Annotated in this window: 18 protein-coding genes and 3 pseudogenes; 9 read left to right on the top strand and 12 right to left on the bottom strand. The window is 43.7% G+C overall.

The window, feature by feature from the left end; all coding sequences use genetic code 11:
* Positions 1-21: 21 nt before the first annotated feature.
* The 5 genes and pseudogenes from PAN94_RS08025 to PAN94_RS08005 all read right to left on the bottom strand — a co-directional run.
* Positions 22-721, bottom strand: a pseudogene (locus PAN94_RS08025) (restriction endonuclease subunit S); the annotation flags it as partial.
* Positions 714-2,317: pseudogene (locus PAN94_RS08020) on the bottom strand (HsdM family class I SAM-dependent methyltransferase). The pseudogenes PAN94_RS08025 and PAN94_RS08020, both read right to left, overlap by 8 nt.
* Positions 2,317-5,379, bottom strand: a complete 3,063-nt coding sequence (locus PAN94_RS08015; protein WP_125383572.1) for a type I restriction endonuclease — start codon at positions 5,377-5,379, stop codon at positions 2,317-2,319. The pseudogene PAN94_RS08020 and the gene PAN94_RS08015 overlap by 1 nt, the downstream one beginning before the upstream one ends.
* 576 nt (positions 5,380-5,955) lie before the next feature.
* Entirely contained in the window at positions 5,956-7,056 is a 1,101-nt protein-coding gene (locus PAN94_RS08010) for an AI-2E family transporter (protein ID WP_285875415.1), read from the bottom strand.
* Positions 7,057-7,143: 87 nt separating this feature from the next.
* Entirely contained in the window at positions 7,144-7,515 is a 372-nt protein-coding gene (locus PAN94_RS08005) for an insulin activator factor (RefSeq protein ID WP_285875414.1), read from the bottom strand.
* A gap of 131 nt (positions 7,516-7,646) precedes the next feature.
* Here PAN94_RS08005 and pabB point away from each other — a divergent pair, with 131 nt between their 5' ends.
* The 3 genes from pabB to PAN94_RS07990 all read left to right on the top strand — a co-directional run bounded on the left by pabB (position 7,647) and on the right by PAN94_RS07990 (position 11,394).
* Complete coding sequence (gene pabB, locus PAN94_RS08000) at positions 7,647-9,368, top strand: aminodeoxychorismate synthase component I (protein WP_285875413.1); 1,722 nt, start codon at positions 7,647-7,649, stop codon at positions 9,366-9,368.
* A 335-nt stretch (positions 9,369-9,703) separates the two neighbouring features.
* The gene (locus tag PAN94_RS07995; protein WP_285875412.1) at positions 9,704-10,633 is read left to right on the top strand and encodes an ATP-binding cassette domain-containing protein; all 930 of its coding nucleotides are present in this window, start codon (positions 9,704-9,706) and stop codon (positions 10,631-10,633) included.
* Entirely contained in the window at positions 10,630-11,394 is a 765-nt protein-coding gene (locus PAN94_RS07990) for an ABC-2 transporter permease family protein (protein WP_285875411.1), read from the top strand. The genes PAN94_RS07995 and PAN94_RS07990 overlap by 4 nt, the downstream gene beginning before the upstream one ends.
* Before the next feature lie 42 nt (positions 11,395-11,436).
* Here PAN94_RS07990 and PAN94_RS07985 read toward each other — a convergent pair whose 3' ends face one another.
* The 4 genes from PAN94_RS07985 to spxB form a co-directional block, all read right to left on the bottom strand.
* Complete coding sequence (locus PAN94_RS07985; RefSeq protein WP_285875410.1) at positions 11,437-12,312, bottom strand: sensor histidine kinase; 876 nt, start codon at positions 12,310-12,312, stop codon at positions 11,437-11,439.
* A 2-nt stretch (positions 12,313-12,314) separates the two neighbouring features.
* The gene (locus tag PAN94_RS07980; protein ID WP_285875409.1) at positions 12,315-12,995 is read right to left on the bottom strand and encodes a response regulator transcription factor; all 681 of its coding nucleotides are present in this window, start codon (positions 12,993-12,995) and stop codon (positions 12,315-12,317) included.
* Between the two features lie 264 nt (positions 12,996-13,259).
* Positions 13,260-14,699, bottom strand: coding sequence for a 6-phospho-beta-glucosidase (locus PAN94_RS07975; RefSeq protein WP_285875489.1), 1,440 nt, complete (start codon positions 14,697-14,699; stop codon positions 13,260-13,262).
* A gap of 351 nt (positions 14,700-15,050) precedes the next feature.
* The gene (gene spxB, locus PAN94_RS07970; protein ID WP_285875407.1) at positions 15,051-16,826 is read right to left on the bottom strand and encodes a pyruvate oxidase; all 1,776 of its coding nucleotides are present in this window, start codon (positions 16,824-16,826) and stop codon (positions 15,051-15,053) included.
* Positions 16,827-17,161: 335 nt separating this feature from the next.
* On the opposite strand from spxB, the pseudogene PAN94_RS07965 reads away from it, so the two are divergent.
* Positions 17,162-17,598: pseudogene (locus PAN94_RS07965) on the top strand (GNAT family N-acetyltransferase).
* A gap of 442 nt (positions 17,599-18,040) precedes the next feature.
* A complete protein-coding gene (locus PAN94_RS07960; RefSeq protein WP_285875406.1) occupies positions 18,041-19,375 on the top strand; it encodes an Nramp family divalent metal transporter in 1,335 nt (444 codons plus the stop codon).
* Positions 19,376-19,624: 249 nt separating this feature from the next.
* Here the strand turns inward: PAN94_RS07960 and PAN94_RS07955 are convergent, their stop codons facing one another.
* From PAN94_RS07955 to PAN94_RS07945, 3 genes are read right to left on the bottom strand one after another with little or no spacing between them, the layout of a single operon-like run.
* On the bottom strand, positions 19,625-20,257 hold the full coding sequence (locus PAN94_RS07955; protein ID WP_285875405.1) for an SGNH/GDSL hydrolase family protein: 633 nt from the start codon (positions 20,255-20,257) through the stop codon (positions 19,625-19,627).
* Positions 20,258-21,085 carry a Cof-type HAD-IIB family hydrolase gene (locus PAN94_RS07950; protein ID WP_125380248.1) on the bottom strand — a complete coding sequence of 276 codons (828 nt, stop codon included), beginning with the start codon at positions 21,083-21,085 and terminating at the stop codon, positions 20,258-20,260.
* A gap of 15 nt (positions 21,086-21,100) precedes the next feature.
* Positions 21,101-22,183 carry a DUF3114 domain-containing protein gene (locus tag PAN94_RS07945; protein ID WP_285875404.1) on the bottom strand — a complete coding sequence of 361 codons (1,083 nt, stop codon included), beginning with the start codon at positions 22,181-22,183 and terminating at the stop codon, positions 21,101-21,103.
* Between the two features lie 202 nt (positions 22,184-22,385).
* Between PAN94_RS07945 and PAN94_RS07940 the strand changes: the two genes are divergently transcribed.
* From PAN94_RS07940 to PAN94_RS07925, 4 genes are all read left to right on the top strand, one after another.
* Positions 22,386-23,033, top strand: a complete 648-nt coding sequence (locus PAN94_RS07940; protein ID WP_061910568.1) for a metal-dependent transcriptional regulator — start codon at positions 22,386-22,388, stop codon at positions 23,031-23,033.
* Between the two features lie 105 nt (positions 23,034-23,138).
* Complete coding sequence (locus PAN94_RS07935; RefSeq protein WP_045498053.1) at positions 23,139-23,600, top strand: MarR family winged helix-turn-helix transcriptional regulator; 462 nt, start codon at positions 23,139-23,141, stop codon at positions 23,598-23,600.
* Positions 23,593-24,003 carry an EVE domain-containing protein gene (locus PAN94_RS07930; RefSeq protein ID WP_045498056.1) on the top strand — a complete coding sequence of 137 codons (411 nt, stop codon included), beginning with the start codon at positions 23,593-23,595 and terminating at the stop codon, positions 24,001-24,003. The genes PAN94_RS07935 and PAN94_RS07930 overlap by 8 nt, the downstream gene beginning before the upstream one ends.
* 341 nt (positions 24,004-24,344) lie before the next feature.
* Positions 24,345-25,136 carry a nucleotidyltransferase domain-containing protein gene (locus tag PAN94_RS07925; protein WP_045498059.1) on the top strand — a complete coding sequence of 264 codons (792 nt, stop codon included), beginning with the start codon at positions 24,345-24,347 and terminating at the stop codon, positions 25,134-25,136.
* The last annotated feature ends 16 nt before the right edge of the window (positions 25,137-25,152 follow it).

Raw genomic sequence — 25,152 nt, 5'->3', positions numbered from 1 at the left:
TATAAAAATTCGCTATATTCCATAAAGAATCCACTCCCCACCCCTCTGGGATTTCGCGTTTGAGTTCTGGGTTATAGACCATCTTTCCACCTGATGATTTGTAGGGTTTGCCATTCTGGTCTGGGAAATCAAACTGCACAAACCAGTAGTCTTAGAGGGTCTTAGCCATGGCTTCCAACTCTTGGTTGATTTGGTTGTTGATTTGGATTTTTTTATCTAGTAAACTCAAAAAAATCGCAATATTTTTCTGAGTTTGAATTTTTGGAATATCTACTTGAACATCATAAATTTTCTCTGGCGAGGTATGCTTAACTTTTGTTCCAGATGCAGAACGACTTATCTGCTGTCTAACTGATTGTGTCATAAATAAATAGTAAGCAAAATCTTTATTCAAGGATCCATTACAAGAAATCAAACCTATTCGCTGATTATGCAAATATCGATTATCTTCAGGAACTATCGCTGTACTACCTAATAAACCAGCAGCTTGTTCAGTCATTGCAACAACCAAATCCCCTTTTGAACATAAGTATTCTTTCGGATAATCTCCACTATAAAACCTATCTTTCGAAGGATTTGCTTTGAATCCACCATATTCATAAAAGTTTCCCGGAGTTAATATACTTTGAACTCCCGTATCCGAAAAAAATTCTCCTTTAAAAGCCCAACCATGTTTCACCCTAAGCAGCTCACCTAATTTATACCTTTTCCACTCACTCATACTTGATCTCCTTCATCTGCTTCTCGATTTCCTGCTCCAGTGCATGCGATTGCTGGAAGAGGTCTGAGAGTTTGTTTTGAAAGGCGGTCATCTTGGCGTCAAACTCTTCTGCTGTGATGTCTACATAGTCAATCTTGATGTCAAAGTATTGGCCTGCGCTGAGAGAATAGTTTTTCTCCTTGATATCCTCATAAGAGACTGTAACTGAAAAGTCCTCGACGGCTTCTTTCTTGATAAAGGTCTCGACGATCTTCTGCTCTTCCTCAGGAGAGAGCACGGTCTTTTGGTTCTTGCCTTCCTTGACCTTGCTTCCGAGGCTTGAGGCATCGATGAGGACGACATCACCCTTGTTTTTCTTATCGATAAAGAGGATGGAGACATTGGTACCTGTTGTCGCAAAGATATTGGACGGCATAGAAACGACACCTGCCAGCATTTGATTGTCCACCAAGTGTTGACGGATGGTCTTGTCAATCCCTGACTGGGCAGTGATAAAGCCTGTCGGCAAGACAACAGCCGCCTGACCATCCGGCTTCAAGGAGTAGATGATATGCTGAACAAAGAGCTCATAGATTGCCATCTTGTCCTTAGACTTGGCTGGAACTTTTGGCACTCCTGCAAAGAATCGCTCGTTAGCTTCTGGCAAAGTCTCCACTTGGTCACGCCACTCTGAAAAATCCAGTTTGAAAGGAGGGTTAGACACGATATAGTCCATCTTTTCAGGATGACGGTTTGCGATGATGGTATTTCCCTGTACGATATTGTGAATAGAGTGTTGCAGTCCATTCAAAATTAGATTGAGACGAAGGAGATTGGATGACTTTTGCGAGATATCCTGACTGTAAACAGTGGTCTTATCCACACCGATGCGACTAGCCAGATTCATAAGCAAGGTCCCCGAACCGGCAGACGGGTCGTAGATCCGCACGTTTGATGGTTGGTCATTTCCTACCAAAATATCGGCGATAATCTTAGCTACAGAGTGAGGTGTGTAGTACTCGGCATACTTGCCACCACCGTCTTTGTTGTAGTCCTTGATCATGTACTCAAAGAGAGTGGAGAAAAAGTCGAAACCTTGTGAAAAAATGGTCTCATCAAACTTGACGCGTGCAAGGAGATTGATGATAGCTTTTGCCACTTCGTTACGCTTGCTGCTATCTGAGATGGTATCTGTAATCAAACGCTCATCAAAGAGACGAATGGCCGTATCCCCGTCTGTGTGAACGGAGAAGATATCGTTATTATCAATGGCGATTTGGTTGAGGGTATTTCAAAAGTTTCGTAAAAAGTCGACTCATTTTGCTGACGGTGGAGGGTTTCGATCAACTGGTCTGGCTTGAGCCAAGCGGTGCTGGTACCGATATCCTCCAAAAGCCAGTCATAGTCTTCCTCACTCATAGCCAACAAATTTTCATATGTGTTAGACTCATCTAGGATCTTAGCTTGATACAAAAACTTGTCGTTTAAAAATTTGTAGAGGAAAGACTGGGTGAGGAGTTTGTACTCACCCGCTTCTCCGCCCAGTCCTGCGTGGGTAAAGACGGCTTTTAAATCATCTACCAAGTCTTGGACTTGGACTTTGTACGTTTCATTCATTAGTGTTGGTATTCCTCTTCATATCCTTCAAATAGTGACTCAACGATATAGTTAAAATCCTCTCTTGTCAAACCACTTGCAGATTGGTGGGTTTTCATTTCAATCCGAGCTTCTTCTCGAATCATTTTCTTGAGGAAGTCCTCGTTATCGAGCACTCCTTGGTTTTGACCGATTTTACGGTCTAGTCTGACTTTAGAACCCTTGATGACATGGTAGATAGCAGGGAAGTCACTGACCATGGTCGAGTGGGTCACATGCTTGTAGGAACGCGCTGCCATCTCATCTCCGTTAAAGTTCATGGTTAGGCGTCTCATACGAGTACGATAGTCCTCCACGGACTTAAAGAGTTCTTCGTAGTCTTTTTGGGTTTCCTTGATATTTTCCATGGTGAAGCCTTCTTGCCCATGGATCAAGTGTTTTTTCATGATGCGCTGGAATTCTTCGTAGAGAGAGACCCACTCGGGATCTTTTTCATCACGTTGGCCTTGGATTCCTCCAGCGACTCGGCGTTTTAAGCCGTCCAAGTCATTGGCAGCAAGACGGAGCTCTTCCTCAGCAATCTTGATAAAGCTAAAACTAGTTTCAGACATGGCTAAGTTTAGAAGGGTACGGCTTGAAAACTCGTCTGGTTTATCCATCAAGGACAGGGTCAGCAAGCGTCTAGAGATGATATTGAGCAGGGTTGCAATCTGTGCGATATCGATCTGCTGGAGCAATTGATCATAGCCCAGTAAGCGTGCAACGTTATAGTACTGCTTGACCGACTCTAGGGCTTTCCGTAGCTCATTTAACTGCTTTCTATCCTTGATGTCATTGATAGCCTGTGAAAAGAACTCCAGATTTCCCGTCGGATAGTCCAGGAGGACATGCTTGGTCTTGCTCAACTCTTGCGCAATCTCATCTGCTGGCACAAAGAGAGAACCAAAGATATCCTCGCCATTTTCTCCTGTCAGAGTGATATCGTATTCTTGGTTAAGTTCTTCCAAATAAGCACGATTGGTCTTGTCAAACTCTTTTGAGATATCCGCAAAGTCGATGACATAGCCAAAGAGATAGTCCTTGTAAGGACGATTGACCCGTGTCAAGGTTTGAAGGAGATTGTGGGCCTTGATCTTACGCCCCAGATAGAGCCGCTTGAGGCGTGGAGCATCAAAACCAGTCAATAACATGGAATAGACGATGATGAGATCAATCTTGCCCTCCTTGTAGGCATCTACCTTGTCTTTCTTTTCTTCCTTGTCTCCTTCGTCATGGAGGATAAGGACAGAAGTCAGCTGGGTACTGCCATTTTGTCTGCGTTCTTCCAACTGTCTTTCGAGCTCACGGGCTTGCTTGGAAGAGTCACAGACGATCATCCCACCGATGGTCTGATCATCAAAAATTATATCACGTGCACGATTAAAATCCTCAAGGATAAAATCAAGCATAGGTTCCACATAGTGGGGATGAGCAAAGATATCTTCCTTGGACAACCCGCCACGTTGGATCTCTTCATTGATGGATCTGAGATTGTCTTTATAAGAAGTCTCGATATCTTCTCGCATCAAGCGTAGGGTAAAGCCATCATCGATAGACTGGTTGTAGTAGTATTTATGGATGTAATCTCCAAAGATATCGCGTGTTGTCGCATGATTTTCTTTTGTTTTTCCGTCTTTCTTATAGGTGATGAGAGGCGTTCCCGTCAAAGCAATCTTGATAGCATTGGTATCTGCTTGATAGAGATTTGGTAGATAGGAACCATGCTCATTGTAGGAACGGTGGGCCTCGTCAATAAAGTATATGTTTTGGCGATTTAGATCATAACCAGAGCGGTCTGTCAGGTCAGAATCGTCTTTGAACTTCTGGATGTTAACAACGGCTACGTCATAGCCATCTTGTTTTTGATTGAGCTCTTGAGGGCTTTTGATTCGCTTAACCTTGAGCCCTCGTTTGGTAAATTCTTTAAAGGCTTGGTCTGCCAGATCCAAACGATCCACGACAAAGTAAAACTGAGGGACTATTCCTTGTTTTGAAAAATAGTTGGTTAGATAGCGGATATTGAAGAAAGCGAGGGCAGTCTTACCTGAACCTTGTGTATGCCAGATAACCCCTTTCTTGATACCCTTTGCGATCGTTTCCTCGATAGCTCTGGTCGCAAAATACTGAGGATAGCGCATGACATGCTTCTGTAGTTGCATCTGGCCATCCTTGCTCTCTTCTTCTACATAGACCAGACCAAAACGAAGTAGAAAGAGCAGGCGTTCTTTGGTATACAAAGATGAGAGAAAGGCATTACACGGTGTATCATGGTTTAGGTTTGTTGTAAACTCGGGTTGAGATTTGAGGGCAAAGCGCTTCATATCTTCAAGGACGAAGTCAATTTGTTCGTCTGTTAAAGGTCCAATTGAATGCAGAAAATCTACTTCTCTTTCTTCCTTGAAAGCATTAAATTTTGTTTTTGAATAGGCGTTTGAACCGTAATAGGAACCCTGTTTTTGCTGTCCCTGTCCATTGATATAAGGCAAATTATCAGAGAGCGCAATCAATTGAGTAATGTTATTGAAGCGACGGAACTTGCGATTCTCAAAACGATATCGGGTTCTATCCTGCTCTGACTGAATCCCCGTCTTGCCATCTCGGATAGCATTTGGCTGTTTGACTTCGATATAAGAAAGGGGGAGTCCGTTGATAAACACAACTACATCTGGACGGAACTCATCCTGACCATTGTGACAGGTCACTTCCAGTGCCAGATGGAAGGTGTTAGCTTCTGGATTTTCCCAGTCAATATATACGGTATTTTCCTGACCTTGCAATCGTTTAAAGAAAGAACGCCCCAAATCATTTTGATCTAGTTCCAACTTAATATTACTCAGTTCTCGGTCAACATCTTCATCAGTTGCATAATTGTTGAATTTTAAAAATTGGTCTCTAAAAACAGATACCAGAATATTTGTTTCAGGATCTCTTTCATTTAAAATCTTACCATTGTGAGGCAGGTAAGTATAACCCAGTCGCATCAAGTGCAGTGCTGCTGGGATTTGTACTCTCGTTAATTCAGAAAAATCTTTTCGTTTTGCCATTAAAAACCTTCTTATACTTTAATTAAAATATTCATATCATGATATTCCCAAATTCTATACTAATCTCATTGTAACACATTTAAAGTTAGAATCCCATCATCTACTTCCCCTTCTGTAGCAAGTCAAATCTTTCGTCTATTATTTATTTCTTCAATTCAGAAGAATAGTGAGAATTTCCCCATTCTTAACATTTTCTATTTCGTGACGTTTCATAAATCGGATTAAGTATCTAAGAGCCGATTCCTTGTTTTCGTAGACTATAGGTCGACCTTTGTCCTTATAAGATAAGTAAATGTCATAATAAAACACCCCAAAAAGTTAGATTTTTGTATCTAACTTTTTGGGGGCATTTATAAACTTTTTAAATATACCTAAATAGAAGTCTCCAGATAAAGAAAAGCAAACTGCAGAAACATTGTCAAAGACAATTTCTTTTCTCTTACAATCATTTAATAGTTGATGGACTTTGGAACAAACGGTTATTATGACACTTTCTTTGAGGAGCTTGTTAAAAAGTAGCTAGTATAAGGCAAGAACAGAGCAGTCATCAAAATGAAGCCCATAAACTTCATTTTTTCATCTATCTGTCTCCCCTTCGGCATTCCTCTCCTCCTTCTCCACAACAAACTCTCTGACCAAGCGGTAGATAACTGCGAAGATAGGCGTAAAGAAAATCATGCCGACCAAGCCAAAGAGGTTACCCCCAATCAGGGCTGCGGCAAGGGTAAAGAGAGTTGGGAGACCAACGGACTGGCCGACCACACGCGGATAGATGATATTGCCCTCAATCAGCTGCACCAGCTGAAAGACTGCGATTGATAGAAGGGCTTTCCAAGGGCTGTCGGTAAAGATAAAGATAGCACCCAGAGCACAAGCAGAGAAAGGCCCAATGTAGGGAATGAAAGAGAGCACTCCAGCCAAAACTCCTGTCAAGGCAGCATAAGGCAGGCCTGTCAGAGAGTAGGCGATAAAGACTAAAATCCCAACAATGACGGCCTCTATCATCTGCCCCATCAGAAACTTATCATAGGTCTCAACAATGACAGAACCGACATAGGATAGGCGCTTCACAACCTTCTCAGGAAGCAGGACTTGCAAGAGACGGCTAGTAATCGTCTGCAAATGCTCCTTGCTGCTCAAGAAAGCAAACATGAGAAAGATAGACATGATGACAGAGAAGAAATTGCCAAAGATGGCAGAGATATTGCCTGTCAGGCTGCCCAGAAGAGAGATGGCTCGATTGACAATGCCACTGTTTTGCAGCTGCTTGGTCAAATCTTTCAGCTGACTAGAGGAAAGCAAGCCAGACTGCTGCAGCCACTTGGCTAGCTGCGGTGCTACCTTTCCGATGGTCGCGCTCAGCTGATTGACCGCTGTGGTCAGAGTCGGTACGACGATGGAGACAATCCCCGTCATGATGAGAGCTAAAATCAGCACCTCCAAAACCAAGGCCATACTGCGCTGCAGCTTCTGAGGGACTTGGCATTTGTCTAGGAGGTCTTCCAGCTTTTTCATCGGAACATTAAAGATAAAAGCCAATACTCCGCCCAGTATAATAGGTGAAAATACTGACGTCAGGCTCTGCAGGCCCGACCAAATGTTTCCGATATAGAGAACCAGAGCCAGAGCAAGCGCCGCAAAGACGATGAGTTTATAGGATTCATTGATTTTTTTCATAAGGCTTCCTTTACAGTTTTGTCATTTCCTTATTTTATCATAATTTTCAAGGCCTTTCGAGCAGGAGAAACTTAGTCGCCACACTTGTCAATCAACTTTTTCGTCGTTCTTAAATTTTGGCAAATCTCGAAGATATAGAACTCCTGAGATGATAGACAGAAGACCTGAAAAAGTAAATAGAAAAGAGATAAAGCCCATGATGGAGGCGCAGAAAAGAAGCTCATGACTCGTCTTATTGACTCTTGGGTCGTTGCTATAATGATACATTCCAACTATAGAAAGCCCCAAGAGCAGCCAGCTGGTCAATATAACCATATCACCCCAGCCAGGGTTTTCGATTAGTTTAGGAACTAAATTAATAATTTCCCAGTGCCATCTATTAGAAGAAGCGTAAATGATCAGAAGGCCTCCTAAAATGCCAACAATTCCATTTATCCATAGCAATTTGTTTGATTTCATAAGCATCTCATTCTTTCTTTTTTAAATTAGTATACCGAGTCACTCTCTAATCTGTCAACTATTGTAAAAGAATGAGTGTCTCATCCGATAAATCCGTTTTCATTCAAATTATCTTATGATACAATAAACTCATGCACAAGAAAACAGTTATTGATTTTAAAGAACTGGGTCGGCGCTTGATTTTCAGCCAGCCCATCAAAGAGCTCAAAACGCGCGAGTTGGTCGAAGTCAGAGCGATTCTGCAAGAAGTCGAGGACTGGCAGAAAAAGGGATTTTATGCAGTCGGCTATGTCAGCTACGAAGCGGCTCCTGCTTTTGAGGAAAAACTCCAGGTCCACAAAGCCCCTCTGCTGGGCGAGTACCTGATTTACTTTACCATTCATGATAGAGCTGATGAAGCCCCTTTCCCTTTGGCTTACGACGAGGTAGATATGCCGGCGCAATGGCAGAGCCTGACGACTGAGCAAGAGTATGAAAAAGCCATCGGAACCATTCACCATCATATCCGTCAGGGCGATACTTATCAGGTCAACTACACGGTGCAGCTGGGCGCAGAGCTTAATCCACAGGACAGTTGGGCTATTTACAACCGTCTGGTCGTTGAGCAAAACGCCGCCTACAATGCCTACGTAGAGCACGATCATCAAGCAGTCTTATCCATCAGTCCTGAGCTCTTTTTCGAGGAGCACCGAGGCGAGCTGACAACGCGACCGATGAAAGGGACTACCAATCGCGGTCTAACAGTCGCTGTGGACTTGGAACAGGCGGACTGGCTGCGCCAGGATCCTAAAAACCGAGCGGAAAATATGATGATCGTTGACTTACTGCGCAACGACATGAATCGCATTTCAGAGATTGGCAGCGAGCGGGTCGAGCAGCTGTGTCAGGTCGAGCAGTATTCCACTGTCTGGCAAATGACCTCCACCATCAAGAGCCAACTGCGGCCCGAGATTGGCCTAGGAGACATTTTTGATGCCCTCTTTCCGTGCGGCTCTATCACTGGTGCTCCAAAGATTTCGACCATGGCTATCATCAAGGCGACCGAAAAAGCCGCCCGCGGTGTCTACTGCGGTACAGTTGGCATCTGTTTGCCAGACCAGAGACGGATTTTCAATGTGGCCATCCGCACCATTCAGCTAGAAGCTGGCAAGGCTATCTACGGTGTCGGCGGCGGCATCACTTGGGATAGCACATGGGAATCCGAGTACATCGAAACCCAGCAAAAATCCGCTGTTCTTTATCGGAAAAATCCGCAATTTAACCTGATTACGACAGGGAAGATTGAGCAAGGTCGCCTGACCTTCCAAGCCCAACATCTGAAGCGACTGCGGGAATCCGCTCGTTACTTTGCTTATCCATTTGATGAAGAAAAACTGAAGGCAGAGTTAAACCAAAGCCTAGCAGAACTAGAGCCAAGTACGGACTACCGCCTGCGGATCTCCATCGCCAAATCTGGAAAAGTGACCTGCCAGCTAGAAGAGCTGCAAGCACTCCCAGAAGCTTTCTGTAAGGCTATTCTCGTTCCGCAAAATGCCAACTTGCAGCAGCCTTTCACCTACTTCAAAACCAGCTATCGGCCACATTTAAACCTAGGTCAGCAGGAGCAGATTTACTACAATGCCCAAGGGCAGCTGCTAGAAAGCTCCATCGGTAACCTAGTCCTCCTATTGGAGGGCCACCTCTACACACCACCAGTCGAGCTAGGCCTTTTGAATGGCATCTACCGCCAGCATCTATTGGCAACAGGTCAAGCCACAGAAAAAATTCTCAGCCTAGACGACTTAAAATCAGCAGAAAAAATCTACGCCTGCAACGCACTGCGAGGCCTTTATGAATTGGAAATAGATAATTAGAGAGTGGGACAGAAATCGGTAATTCGTTAGAATTCGATTTCGTCGTCCCACCTCCGCACAGTTGAGTAGGGCTGTAAAAGCTGATGAAATCAGCGTAGTAGAGCCCACTCAACCACTGCGTCTTGCTCGACGATCCAAAGACAATTGAGAGGCTAGGACTTTTGTCCCAGCCTCGTTTTCTATAGGCCTCAGTCCGCTAAGACAAGAAGTAGGCCTGCTATTTCAAGATTTTAGAAATATTTTAGAAATGCTTGATGAATACTTAATAAGTGTCCGATATACTAGATGGTGAGGAAAGGATTTCCAAAGATAATTCAAAAAGGAGAAGTAAAACCATGGAAAATATTTTAGTTTTACAAGGGGTCAGCAAAAAGTTCGGCCAGCAGCAAGCTCTGAGCGATGTCAATCTGACCATCAAAAAAGGGGATATCTACGGTCTCATCGGTAAAAACGGAGCTGGTAAAACCACTCTGATCAAAATCATGACCCAGCTGATGCATGCCAGCAACGGAACCGTGTCTCTCTTTGGTTCCAGCAACCAGGCCGAATGGACACAAGCCCTCAAGCGGGTCGGCTCGGTCATTGAAACGCCCGTTGCCCACAACCACTTGACCGCTTACGAAAATCTCAGCTACTACTGCAAACTCCGCCAGATACCTAATGCCGAGAAGGCCATCCAAGAAACCTTGGAATACGTGAACTTAACAGATACTGGCAAGAAGGAATTCAGAGATTTTTCTCTCGGTATGAAGCAGCGTTTGGGAATTGCCATTGCCTTATTGTCTAAGCCAGATTTGATGATTCTAGACGAACCTATCAACGGACTAGATCCCGTCGGCATCAAGGAATTCCGCCAGCTTGTCCAAAAGCTCAATGAAGAGCTGGGTATGACCTTTGTTATTTCCAGCCATATCCTATCCGAGCTCTATCTAGTCGCTACGCGCTTTGGCATCATCGACCAAGGTCATATGATCAAGGAAATTTCCAAAGCTGAATTTGAAGAGCAAAGCGAAGACTATATCGTCTTGAAAACGGATCATTTGGAGGAAGCCAGCCAGCTGCTCCAAGATCAATTGGGCTACCGCATCAAGGTTGTCAATGCTCTCAATGAGATCCATGTCTTTACTCACTCACATAACATCAACAATATCGTAAAAGAGTTGGTCACAGCTGACTTAGTCATTCAAGAAATCTACTATGCACGGCAAAATCTCGAAAACTTCTTTACAGATTTAGTTGATCAAAACCAGGGAGGTCTATCATGATTCAAACAATTCGCGCTGACTTTTACCGCCTCTTCCACTCCAAGGGATTTTGGATTACCGAGTTCGTTTTGCTAGCCAATATTCTGCTCGGAGTCATCTATAAGGTTACCAGCAGATTTGGAACATCCATCTCAACGGATAGCCAGGATGTCGCTCAGCAAGTACCAGAAAAAATGACGGGTATCAATGCTCTTGCCCATTTCTCTGGAAATTCTGACAGTATTATATTTTTCACTCTCATTGTCGTCTGCCTCTTATTAGGTGTGGACTTGTCTCGCAAGCTTTATAAAAACAGCCTCGCTCACGGCATTTCACGGACAGAGTTCTTCTTATCTAAAACCTTGGTCTCCTTTGTTGTTGCCATCTTCCAATTCATCCTCTTACTAGGACTATCCTTCATCATCGCTAGCTCTATCAACGGAATTGGAACAGCTCCGGCAGGTTTCTTTGGCCAATTTTTAGTAACCATTCTCGTCCAACTCATTGTGACCATTGCTTGGATTGGCATCGTGTCCTTCGTCCTCTATCTCAGCCATTCCATTGCTGCGGTCTTTGTTACCTATTTTATCGGAAGCGCCCTGCTTGCCTTTCCAGTCTTACTCTATCCCCATGTAGAATTGTTCCGCTATTTAACCTTACGATTTGGAATAGAAATGGCTGCGGATCCCGCTGTCGTTTTGCAAGCTAGTTTAGTAGCAATTGGCATAGCAGTCTTCTTCCTAGGCAACAGCCTCCTCATTTTCAAGAAAAAAGATCTCTAAAACCAAGCAATCAGCTAATCTTCTGACTAGCTGATTCTTTTTTTATAAAGCCACAATCAATTCAAACCAATCTCCCTCTGCTTGAATGGTCAAGTCACCACCTAAGATTTCGACCAGCTGCTGGGTGATATAAAGCCCCAGTCCAGAGGATTCCTCACTACTGGAGAGATTTTCAGAATAGAAGCGATTGGTCAGCTTATCCAGATGCAAGATAGGCTGCTGAACTTTATTTTTGACCTGAAAAATAACCTTTTGCCCTTCATTTTTCAGACTGATGCTGGCTGTTTCTCGACCATGTTTGAGGACATTGCTGAGCATGTTCTGGACGATTCGATCAAAGATGTCACTGTCTGTTTCCAGAAACAGATTTTCAGAGAGATCCACATCTAAATCAATCCCTGCTCGCTGAAAGGCATCATAATAGGCAAAGAGTTGCTGGGTGACCAGCTGGGATAGGTCTACCCGCTGAAGGCTCGGTCGAATAGCTCCTTCCATCAAGCGACGGTATTCCATCAGAGCCTCCAAGCGTCTGGATACCATGCCTAGATTATCCGCAATCTTTTGCAACTGCTGGTCCATCTGCTCCTTATCAGCGTCTTTGAGTAGCTGTTGCGTATAGCCACTAGCAATGGTCAGTGGCGTTCGGATATCGTGGGCAATATTGCTGATAGCCATGTCCAAGGTTTTCTTTTCCTGCTGGGTCACAAAGGACATCTTATCCATTTCCTGAAAAAGCTGCTCCACCTCGTCAGTCAGAGCCACTAGGCTCGGAGATTGATCTCTCAAAGTCAGCCGAATCTGACTCCCTGTACGACGTTTGTCACGGATCTGGCTGGTCAGACTACGAATCGTCAGATGATAGCGAACCAGCATGATTGACAAGAAGAGTATGAGCACAAAGGCTATAATCAACCACATAGCTAATCCTCCTTGAGCCGCACGCCCAGACCCCAAATGGTCTCGATATAGTCTGTCGAACTATCCAACTGGGCTAATTTCTTACGGAGGTTACTGAGATGGGCATTGAGCGTATTATCGCCTGGCAGATAGGTCTCCTCCCAGACCGACTCATACAGCTCCTCCTTAGTAAAAATCTTTTTAGGATGAGCCAGCAAGGTCTGGAAGATCTGAAATTCCTTTTTCCCTAGCCGCATGGACTGGTCACCAGAAGCAATTTCAAAGGTATCTGGCAGGAGGCGGATGTTTTTGATCAAGGTCTCCCCAGCAGGCTTGGACTGAGACTTCTGACTACCTCGTAGTTGGACAGTGACACGCGCCGCCACTTCGTCTAGATTAAAAGGCTTGACAATATAATCATTGGCACCGTCCAGCAGATACTGGCTCACGAGACTCTTTTCGCCCAGGGCGGTCAGCATGACTACTGGCACCTGACTGGTCTTGCGAATTTCCCTCAGCACCTCATCGCCATTTTTTCCCGGCAGCATAATATCCAGCAGAACTAGATGAATCTCTTCTTCCGCAAAAATCCGCAGTCCCTCGGTCCCAGAATAAGCTGAAAACACGACATGCTCCTGCGTAAAGAGATTTTTCAAAATCTCATGAATATCATTGTTGTCTTCAATTAGTAAAAGATTGGCCATTCTCATTCTCCAATAGCTTGATAAAACTAGTGTAGCAAGGATGAGCCAGCAAGTCAATCAAATATAAACGATGCAAAAGAAAGAGAGTGGGACAGAAATCGGTAATTCGTTAGAATTCGATTTCGTCGTCCCACCTCCGCACAGTTGAGTAGGGCTGTAAAAGCTGATGAAATTAGCGTAATAGAGCCCACTCAACCACTGCGTCTTGCTCGACAATCCAAAGACAATTGAGAGGCTAGGACTTTTGTCCCAGCCTCCTTGATATTATTTCACAGATGCTCCGTTAGTCGCAATGACTTCTTTGTACCAATAGAAGGATTTCTTGCGCGAACGGGCTAGAGTTCCTTTTCCTTCATTGTCCCGATCGACATAGATAAAGCCATAGCGCTTCTTCATCTCACCAGTGCCGGCTGATACCAGGTCGATACACCCCCAGGTCGTGTAGCCCCACAGCACCACGCCGTCCTCATTGATGGCCTCCCTCATGGTCTTGACATGAGCCGCCAGATAGTCAATCCGGTAATCATCAGCTACATAGCCATTTTCATCCGGACTATCCACTGCACCCAGACCATTTTCCACGATAAACATGGGCTTTTGATAACGATCCCAGATGGTATTAAGCGTAATGCGCAAGCCCAGAGGGTCGATCTGCCAGCCCCACTCAGAAGCTTCCAAATAAGGGTTCTTCAGAGAAGCAAAGATATTGCCCGCTGTCAATTCATTGACCTCAGGGTCGCCCGAAGCTACCCGGCTCGCATAGTAAGAGAAGGAAATGAAGTCCACCGTATGCTCCTTGAGCAGCTGCAGGTCTTCTTCTGTCATTTCGACAGTGATGCCCTCGCGCTCCCAAGCTTTCTTGGCATAGTTAGGATATTCACCACGCGCCTGCACGTCGATGAAGAAATAATTTTTCCTGTCTTCCTCCATACCAGCCCATACATCGCGTGGATGGCAGGTGTTAGGATAATTTTGACCCGCCGCTAACATACAGCCGACCTTATTTTCTGGATCAATCTCATGAGCCAGCTTGGTGGCAATAGCTGACGCGACTAGCTCATGATGGGCTGCTTGATACTTGACCTGCTCCTCATTTTCGCCTTCTTCAAAGCAGAGCCCCGCCCCCATAAATGGTGCATGAAGAATCATGTTAATCTCATTAAAGGTCAGCCAGTACTTGACCAAGCCCTTGTAGCGGGTAAAGAGAGTGCGGCAGAGACGCTCGTAAAATTCCAGCATCTTACGGCTCCGCCACCCACCATATTGCTCAATCAAGTGCATGGGACAGTCAAAGTGAGTAATAGTCACCAAGGGCTCAATGCCGTACTTGTGGCATTCCTTAAAGAGGTCTTCGTAAAATTTCAGGCCAGTTTCATTGGGCTCCATCTCATCCCCCTTAGGAAAAATCCGGCTCCAAGCAATGGACAGACGATAGGTCTTAAAACCCATCTCGCCAAAGAGGGCAATGTCCTCCTTAAAGCGATGGTACATGTCAATAGCTTCCTTAGCTGGGTAGAAATAGCCTTCCTCAAAGTCAAACATCTTTTTCTTACCCGTGATAATGGCCAGACGCTCCTCACCAATCGGCACCACGTCTACGTTGGCCAGCCCGCGACCATCCTCATCATAAGCGCCTTCGCACTGGTTGGCAGCTGTCGCTCCGCCCCACAAGAAACCATCAGGAAAAGTCAGTTTTTCAGTCATAATTCTACTCACTTTCTTATTTTATCTCTTCATTTACTTATATTATACCCCAATATCCAGACCTTTACTTGTGAAATACTGCGGAATAGTGATACTATCCTATGTTTCTCCCTGTCTGTTTTCTAATCTTACTCTTTCTAGGCTTCCTATCATTTACCCAGATAATAAGCCTCAGCCCTCCTCCAAAAAGACATATGAAGCAAAACAAGCAAAAAGACCGGATTGCTCCGATCTTTTCAAGTTTCTCTCTATAAAAATCAATGAATAAACAAGGCATCGAACCGCAGGCAGTACTGGAGTACGGCAAGGTGAAGATAACGCAGTTTATTCTTTGATTTTCCACGGGAGGAATTATTTAATTGCGCGTGATTGCAATCCTTCTTCTTCCAAGAAGAGACGGAATGGTACGAGTTCTTCTGCTTCGTATTTTTCCTTGAAGGCTTTGATGGCTTCTTCTGAGTGTTGTTTTGGATCCAATTCAAGTACTTCTACTGGAAGTGGACGGTGTTGAGTGATGCGAGCATCGATAACAACAGTTTTACCTTCTTTGTTCAATTTAACAGCTTCTGCAACAACTGAATCGATGTCTTCGATACGGTCAACTGTAAATCCAACAGCACCTTGCGCTTCAGCGATTTTCGCATAGTCAGCATTAGGGAAGTCACAACCAAACAAGTGTTTGTTTGTGTCTTCGTATTTGTCCTTGATGAAGGCATATTTACCATTTGAGAAGACAACGTTGATAACTGGAAGGTCGTATTGAACGTTTGTGATAACGTCTGGGTAGCACATGTTGAATGCACCGTCACCCATGATGTTCCATACTTGGCGATCTGGATTGTCTTTCTTAGCAGCGATACCACCAGGAAGGGCAATACCCATTGTCGCAAAGAGTGGAGATGTACGCCACATGTTCTTAGGTGTCATGTGAAGGTGACGAGTAGATGTTTGAGTAGTGTCACCTACGTCGATTGAATAGATAGCGTCTTGATCAGCATGTTTGTTGATTGCATTGTAAACTTGATACAATTGCAATTCACCCTTAGTTTTACCTTCGAGTTTGTTCATGTAATCACGCCAGTTTTGGTTGTTCTTCACGTTTGCACGCCACCATGGAGTAGACTCAACTGGGTTTACTTTATCAAGGATTGCTTTAGCTGCTTGACCTGCATCACCAAGGATAGAAGCGTCAAGGGCATGGCGTTTACCAAGTTTGTAAGGGTCGATATCCACTTGGATGAATTTTTCAGTGTTTTTGAATGCTTCGTAAACTTCAGCAAATGGGAAGTTTGAACCAAGGAAAAGAACTGTGTCTGCTTCAAAGACCACTTCGTTGGCTGGTTTCCAACCAACACGGTAAGCAGAACCTGTCAACCCTTCGTAGTTCCATTCGAAAGCTTCAAAGTTTTTACCAGTTGTGATGATTGGTGCTTTGATTTTACGTGACAATTCAGTAATCACTTCACCAGCTTTAACACCACCGTAACCAGCGTAGATAACTGGACGCTCAGCATTGTTCAAGATTTCAACCGCTTTGTCGATCTCCACTTCGTTCAAAGCAGGAGCGATGAATGAACGCTCGTATGAACCTGAACCATAGTATGAATTTTCATCGATTTCTTGGAAACCGAAGTTTACTGGAATTTCAACAACAGCTGGACCTTTTTTAGAAACTGCAGCACGGCAAGCTTCGTCAATTACTTTTGGCAATTGCTCAGCGTAAGCGACACGTTTGTTGTAAACAGCGATACCGTTGTACATTGGGTTTTGGTTCAATTCTTGGAAGGCATCCATGTTGAGTTCATTGACTGGACGTGATCCAAGGATAGCAAGGAATGGAGTGTTGTCCATAGCTGCATCGTAAACACCGTTAATCAAGTGAGTTGCACCTGGACCACCTGAACCAACTGCAACCCCGATTGAGCCGCCGAATTTAGCTTGCATGACCGCTGCAAGAGCACCTGTTTCTTCGTGGCGAACTTGCAAGAAGCGGATATCTTTGTCTTCAGCCAAAGCATCCATGAGTGAGCTGAGTGTTCCTGATGGGATACCGTAGATTGTGTCTACGCCCCATGTTTTCAATACGTTGAGCATTGCTGCAGATGCAGTAATTTTCCCTTGAGTCATAATAACTCTCCTTCAAAATTAAATTATTTATTGAAAACTTTCAGATAGGTTAATGAAAACGTTTCAATAAACTTACTCTACAAATTTATCACTTTTTCCAACTCTTGTATAAGAATATGCTCAGGATTGCTTTAGAACTATTACATAACAATTATGAGATTTTTCTGACTTTTGAAATGTATATTATAATAGATTTCGGAAAAAGGTGAAAGTGGCTCTCGCTAACCTTTGAAACTGTGCAAAATTTTAATTCAGAGTAAATTAGAAATTTAAGGGCTAAACATGCTATAATATTGCTAGGTAAACGAAAATATTCCACAATAGTAGGTGAAAAGATGATCAGAGAAGCCAGTCCACACGACCTAGATGAATTACTCAATTTGTACCTCTCCTTGCACGAGACGGCCATTCCAGAAAAAGCCCAACCCTACAAAAAGTCTGGCAGCGGATGATAGAAGATCCAGACCACCATATCATTGTCAAAGTGCTTGACGGAAAGATTGTTTCTTCTTGTATTTGTGTCGTCATTCCCAATCTCACGAGAGGACTACGTCCCTACGCCCTGATCGAAAATGTCGTTACTCATCATGACTTTAGAGGCAAGAGCTATGCTAGTGAATGCCTTGATTTTGCTAAGAAAATAGCGACCGAAACCAATCGCTACAAAATGATGCTGCTGACGGGCTCCCAGAAAGAAAGCACCTGGAATTTTTATAAGCGGGCAGGTTACAATCATCATGATAAAACTGCCTTTAACCAGTGGTTAGACTAAAGCAAGCAAAAATCTTTAATAAATATAGAATAGATAAAGTCGAAATCAACCTCTGCTTCCAATTGTCGAAGAAAGTGATCTTTGGGAACCAATTCGTCTATCGTATAGAAGCCATATTGGCAGCGATTATAATCTGGTTTTTCTTTGTGAAACATAGCGAGCACCTCATAACTTTTCTTATCATTATTATACGACTTTACAAAAAAGTCCTTAGAAACTTCTGTTCTGAGGATTTTGTCTTCAATCTGAAGCCAGCGTTTTACTACGCTGGCTTTTGCAATACTGATATTGCTTATTTCAACTATCATTTTTTTATTTGTAATCATTCTAAAATGTGATATAATAACGGTGAATTGGAAATAGGTAAACTATTTTCATCATTCTTTCAAAAAATATTCTATTAAGAAATATGTAAAGACAGATTAGAAAGTGGGAAATCACTATGTCCTCTTATAAAAAAGTCTCTCTTTCTGAGATCAATCAATCTATTGAGACTCCAAATAACAATCATTTTTGGCAAAATCTAAAAGCATTCTTAGGACCTGGTGCACTTGTGGCAGTTGGCTACATGGATCCTGGAAATTGGATCACCAGTGTGGTTGGTGGTGCTTCCTACAAGTATAGCCTTTTATTTGTTATTTTGATTTCATCCATCATTGCTATGCAGTTACAACAAATGGCTGGAAAGCTTGGTATCGTGACGAGGATGGACTTAGCGCAGGCAACAGCTCATCATGCTCCCAAGTGGCTCCGTTATAGTCTGTGGGTGATTTTAGAATTAGCTTTAATGGCGACAGACTTGGCTGAGGTTTTAGGTTCAGCGATTGCCTTAAATCTTTTGTTTAAAATACCGATTATGGTTGCTATCCTCCTAACCGTTTTAGATGTATTTCTTTTGTTGTTATTGATGAAATTTGGCTTCAAAAAAATTGAAGCCATCGTTACGACTCTTATCTTAACCATATTAGGTATCTTTGCTTATCTAGTGGCTTTATCCAATCCAAGTATTCAGGGGATATTTGGTGGTTATTTACCGACTTCAACTTTATTTGAAAGTCCCCTGCCAGGACATGAGAGTCAACTGACCTTGGCTCTAGGGATTGTAGGTGCGACAGTCATGCCCCATAATCTCTATCTTCATTCGTCCCTATCCCAAACAAGGAAAATCAACCACAAAGATAAGAAGGACGTTCGAAAAGCTGTGCGTTTTATGACCTGGGACTCAAATCTTCAGTTGTCCTTAGCATTTATTGTCAATTCCTTACTTCTCATTTTAGGAGCATCTCTCTTTTTTGGTCATGCGTCTGAAATTTCGGCATTCTCTCAAATGTACAATGCTTTACAAGATTCGACAATAGCAGGAGCGATAGCCAGCTCAACTCTGTCAACTTTGTTTGCTCTGGCCCTCTTAGCAAGTGGGCAAAATTCAACTATTACAGGTACATTGACTGGACAGATTGTCATGGAAGGTTTCTTGCATCTGAAATTACCTCAGTGGATTATCCGTATCGGTACACGGATTTTTGCCTTACTCCCTGTGATTATAGTCGCCGTCTTGTTTGGGCATCAAGAAAAAACCTTGGATCAGTTATTGGTCTATTCACAGGTCTTTCTTTCAATCGCTCTTCCGTTTTCAATTTTCCCTTTGATTTATCTTACCTCTAAGAAGTCACTGATGGGAGAATTTACTAATGCCAAGTGGAACACAATCCTAGGTTATGCAATTTCAATTATCTTAACCATTCTTAATATCAAGCTTCTTTTCGATATTTTTTAAGAGTGGTTTTGAAGTCAAGTCTCGGCATCGGCGTGAAGATTGGTAAAGAGAAAGTAGTCGTAGTTGATTCATAAAAAGAAACAAAAAAGAACAGTTGAAACTGTTCTTTCAGATTGAAGACAAAGCCCTTAGCAACTTCTGTTCTAAGAACTTTGTCTTCAGTCTGAAACGAGTGTGATAACAAAGTCACACTCGTTTTGAAATGTCAGTTTTAACTGTTTGATTAAGCTGGTCAAGAAAAAGATTTTCTCAGAGATACGGTTGCAGAGCCTTGGACAGCATCGCATAGCCAGCAATAGTCAAGTGCAAGCCATCCGTCGTAAAATCCTCCCGCAGCTGACCGCTCTCATCCAGGAAGTTATCATAAAGGTCAATAAAATGGACATTGGTATAAATGCTTGCTAGGTCTTGGTAGGCACGATTGAGGGCCTGGATTTTCTCATTCGTCCGGATATAAACCGTCCCTTTGTACTGTTCTTTCTCATTCACAGGAAGGACGGACAGCAACTGGATCTGAGCTAAAGGATAGTCACGGGAAATCTCCTGAATAACTGCCTCCAGATTGGCCAGTGTTTCAGTTTGAGGCATCTCCTTGCCAATGTCGTTGGTTCCAATCAGGAGAAAGACCTTGTCTAGAGCCTGCCCAAAAAGATGGGCATCCAAGTTCTCTAAAAGCAAATCAGTCTTGTAGCCACGAATGCCACGATTGACCAAGGTTTTAGGACTTTGCAATAGCTCATGCAGCGGGAAATATTCCACAATCGAATCACCGATAAAAATAATCGCTGGCTCTTTTACCGCGAGCTGATTCAGATCCCGATAATTTTTCTGGATCTTTGCCTGCTCATTTAAAAGCCACTGTTCTAATAGTTGAACTGCCATTTAGACTCCTTTTTCTAAGTATTGCTCAATCACCTGCAAAACGCCGGCCTCTGCATTGGCTGGTGCCAAGCGACTGGCAATACGCTTAATCTTCTCATCCCCATTTTCCATAGCATAGGAGAAATCCGCTAGTTCCAGCATTTCCAAGTCATTTTCGCTGTCGCCAAAAGCCATGATTTCCTTGCTTTTGATTTGCCACCGATCCATGAGCTGGCGAAGTCCCCAAGCCTTGTGAAGACCTTCTTGGATAATGTCAATCGCACCATAGCCACTGGTCACAGCACTCAATCTTCCAGCAAATGCTGTATTGATCTGCTGCGTAATCTCTGCTGCTTGCGCTTCATCTACCATAACACTCATCTTTAGCACTTCTTCAAACGGATGATCTTGCAGATTGGGTACGAAATTCATTCGTTTGTAGAAATGGGCCGCCATTTCCTCTGTCATAATCTTGCTAATCATCGGAAAATCAGTGCCGTCCTGAACAAAGCCACCTTTAGTAGAAGTAACCACCAGATGCACCTCTCGTTCTTGACCCTGAAAATAAGCCAGCGTATCCGCAATCAAATCAGACTGCCAGAAAGTGCCCAGCAACATTTCATTCTTTTCAAAGATTCTAGCGCCGTTGGCGACGATCAGGGTCATACGCTCTGTCAAATCGCCCAACAATAAACGCATTCTTTGAATTTCATTGCCCGTCGCAATGACAAACTTGATGTTCCGCTCCTCCAGCTGGTCTAAAACTGCTGTCAGGCGTGGCAAATCCAGCTCGCCTCTCGGATCCAAAAGGGTGCCGTCCATATCCGTAGCGATCATTTTAATCGGCATCTTCCTACCTCACTTCTATAATCTCAGATACTTATTTTTTACTTTATTCCATAAATATTTGAGATGATTTTTTCCTTTTAACTTTTCGACTAATGATTTTTCAAAGTTTTTTACTTGGGCATCAACTTGACTTTTAGCGCTTTTCCCCGCAATTGCATAGCAACCCTTAGCCGTATGGTAACCAGCCAAGCCGCGATTATTCTGAGGAGCTTTGAAAGCTTGCCCGCCATTCCGAATCGCCAGCCTGCGAAACTGGGGATCCCACTGGACTGGACTTTTGACATCGTAATAATAATGGGAACTGTGATTGAAAAGCGAGGGTTTCTCCCCGTAATTAAAACTAGCTCCATTGACTAGCCCATTTTGACTGCTCTTTTCTGGATCTAGGATATTGAGAAACTGCCCTCCCCTATCCAGAATAAACTCGGTATGAAAACGATGGAGAATCTTGATATTGGCCTGATAGGGCTGCTGGTCTGGGTAGGTCACCTTGCCCTTATTGACAAAGGCTTTATTGTGCAGCCGTGAAGATTCCCAGAGCTGGCAATCCAGATCAGGATGCGCCTGAAAATAGGCTAGGAGAGCCTGGCCATCTGTCATCCCCGGCTTACGAAAATGCTCTCTAATCCACTGGGCCTGCTGACTGGAAATGACGTAGCGAAACTGGTGCAACTGACCTTTTAACCTTTGATTGCCACTGTCTGCAATAAAGTCTGCTGGAAAAAAAGCCTGCCGAACCGTTTGAGAAAACTGGCGCCAAAAGGGAGCGTGTGGCGATAAGTCCGGATGTATACGTGAGAGCAAGTGGGTGATTTCTGCTGCTTCCCCACTCAATTCGTCAGGCATGTCCATATAGAACATAGCTAGCTCTAACAACTGCTCAGCTTGCTGGGGCTGGACTGCTCGACATTCAAAAGACCATAGCTTCTGAAAGAGCGGACTGCCAAATATAAGGGCCTCCTCAAAAAGACCTTGGCAAGCTGATTCATGCGGCAATGACGCCATTTCTACTAGAAAAACTTTATCAAGAGCAGCTTGGGACCAGCCGAGCGCTTGTAATTCTAGGCAGTATTGCTTGATTTCTACTTTCATCACCATCCACATCCATCATATGAAATTTCTTCAGCACCGTTCGGAGCTTCGCTAGCAGACTCATGCATCCTTGAGACCTCTCCTATTTATCTCTAAATATGCCAAAATTTCATGTAAAAGTCAACGTACAAAGGAACTTTCGGCCTCAAATTGTATTCTTTCAGCATTTTTTGCTATACTAGTCTTAGGAAAACAACGAGGACAAAAGATGACGCCAAATAAAGAAGACTATTTAAAATGTATTTACGAGATTGGCACGCGCCAGGGAAAAATCACCAATAAAGAAATCGCCCAACACATGCAGGTTTCTCCGCCGGCCGTGACGGAGATGATGAAGAAAATGCTGGCTGAAGAACTCCTAATCAAGGACAAAAAGGCCGGCTACCTGCTGACCGACCTAGGCCTGCAACTGGTCTCTGACCTCTACCGCAAGCACCGATTGATTGAGGTGTTCTTGGTCCAAAAGCTGGGCTACACCACGGACGAAATCCATCAGGAAGCCGAAATTCTGGAACATACCGTTTCTGAGCGCTTTGTCGCAGGCTTGGAAAAAATGCTGGATTTCCCAGAGACCTGCCCTCATGGTGGCACAATCCCAGCCAAACACCAGCTGCTGAAAGAAAAATACCATCAAACTCTGGCCTCCGCTCAAGAGCCTGGTAGCTACCTCATCCGCCGTGTCCACGACGACTTTGAGCTTTTGGCTTATCTGGAAAAGCACAATCTGAACATAAACCAAGAAATCAATTTCCTCCAGTATGACGACTACAGCCAGCTCTATCAACTAGAAGTGGACGGCCGAGCAATCCAGGTTAGTCCTATGATTGCCCAGCAGATTTATGTGGAAAAACTATAAACAGAACCCAGTTCGGACTTTTTAGTCTAAACTGGGTTTTTATTGACAAAAATAAGATGTCGGAATATAATAAGTGTACTTATAAAATATTTAGAGGGAAAGCTAATGGAAACATCGCAGTTTAACTCCATCTACAAGGATGAATATAAAAAATCAACCGGTCTACTCTTTATCCGCGCCTACCACAAGTGGCATGGGCTGATTAAAAATGAGCTGAAAACCATTGATTTGACCCATCCCCAGTTTGTCGTTCTGACCACTCTTGCAGCGCTTCTGCGTCAGCAAGAATGGGTGAGTCAGACCGATATTGCCCGATTTTCTGACATGGATGTCATGACCGTATCCCAAATCATCCGCCTCTTGGTCAAAAAAGAATTGATCATGCGGGAAGTCCATCCCAAAGACAGCCGCGCCAACATCATACTTCTAACAGATATGGGGCTGCAAAAGGTTAACCAAGCTCTTCCTCTGGTAGAAAGCATTGATCAGGCATTTTTTGGAAAATTAGGAAATAAAACAGAAATATTGAATCAACTCTTAATGAAACTGGAGGCAGAAAATGACTAGATTTTGGGTGGGTGTCGTATCAAAAGAACACGTCCTAAGAGGTGTAGAGGGAGGCTTTTGCCAAGTCTGCCATGGAAAGAAAGCACCGCTGAACCGAATGAAAAAAGGAGATTACCTTTTGTACTACAGCCCCAAGTATCAGCTGAATGGTCAGGAAAAGCTGCAGGCCTTTACAGCAGTTGGCAAGATTCTAGATGACACAGCTTATCAAGTAGAGATGTTCGAAGGCTTTGTACCATTTCGGCGAAATGTCAGCTACTACCACCCTGTCAAAGACTGCCCCATTGAGAAAGTACGGCCACATCCCGAATGGCGTCAATATGCTTCTCAACTACGTTATGGACATTTTGAAATTTCGAAAGAATTTTTTCTCTATGTCTTTGAACAGATGAAGGGAGAATAGGAGGCTGGGACATCCCGACCTCCTATTGTTCGTATCCGATATCATATACTCTATAATTGTTGTAGTAGGGAAAGTTATTGTAGGAATTATGGAGTTTTTTAGGAAAAATCCTACCTACCTTACTGAAAAGTATAAATTAAATCAATAGAAAGATTTATAGAAAACAACTAAATCACATCACAAACCGCCTAGAAAGACCAAGGCTTTTCTGATCAAAATAATACTCTAGGCACTTCCACTTCATCACGTTTTTTAAAAGAAAGAAAAGATCCCATTTACCCCCTTGCAAACCTTTTCACTTTTTGCTAGAATGATGTCAAAAAATTAAGAAGGACAAAATTATGCCACAAAATCTCTTTAAAGAATTAGCTCAACTGGAGCAAGTTGAAGCTCTGGCTCTCGGAGGATCACGGGCCGGCCAACATTTTGACCAAGACTCAGACTATGATGTCTATGTCTACCTGAGCGCTCCTCTCGAGCCAGCCATCCGCCAGGAAATCCTCAGCAAGTACTGCTCCTATATGGAAATCGGCAATCAATTTTGGGAACTGGAAGACGACTGCGTCCTCAATAATGGTATCGAGATTGAGCTGATTTACCGCTCGCTGGACGACTTTGACCAAGACCTGCGAACTGTCGTTTTAGAGCACCAAGCCCAGAATTCTTACACTACCTGTATGTGGTACAATCTGATCCACAGCAAGATTCTCTACGATCGAGACGGCCGCTATGCTGCTCTCCAGAGCAAGTACAGTCTGCCCTATCCGGCTGAGCTGAAAAGGAATATCATCAGTAAGCAGCTCCTACTTCTCGACCAAGCTATGCCAGCTTTTTCAAGACAGATCAAAAAGACCCTCAAGCGCCAGGACCTGCTCAGCATTAATCACCGCAGCAGCGAGTTTTTCGCCTCTTACTTTGATGCCCTCTTTGCCCTCAATGAGCAGCTCCATCCAGGCGAAAAGCGCATGCTCCAGTATGCCAAAGAAAATTGCTCCCGCCTGCCTCAGGATTTTGAAGCCAATGTCCAAGACTACTTCCAACATCTCTACCAGCCAGACCAGCAACAGAAAGCGGTCCTAGCCTTGGATAGCCTCTTAGACAATCTTAAGCTCTTGATTGAAGCAGCCATCTAGAATTTCAACAGATAAA

Source organism: Streptococcus sp. SC1, from assembly GCF_030272855.1.
GTDB lineage: Bacteria > Bacillota > Bacilli > Lactobacillales > Streptococcaceae > Streptococcus.
This window is presented reverse-complemented; position numbering and strand designations above follow the sequence as displayed.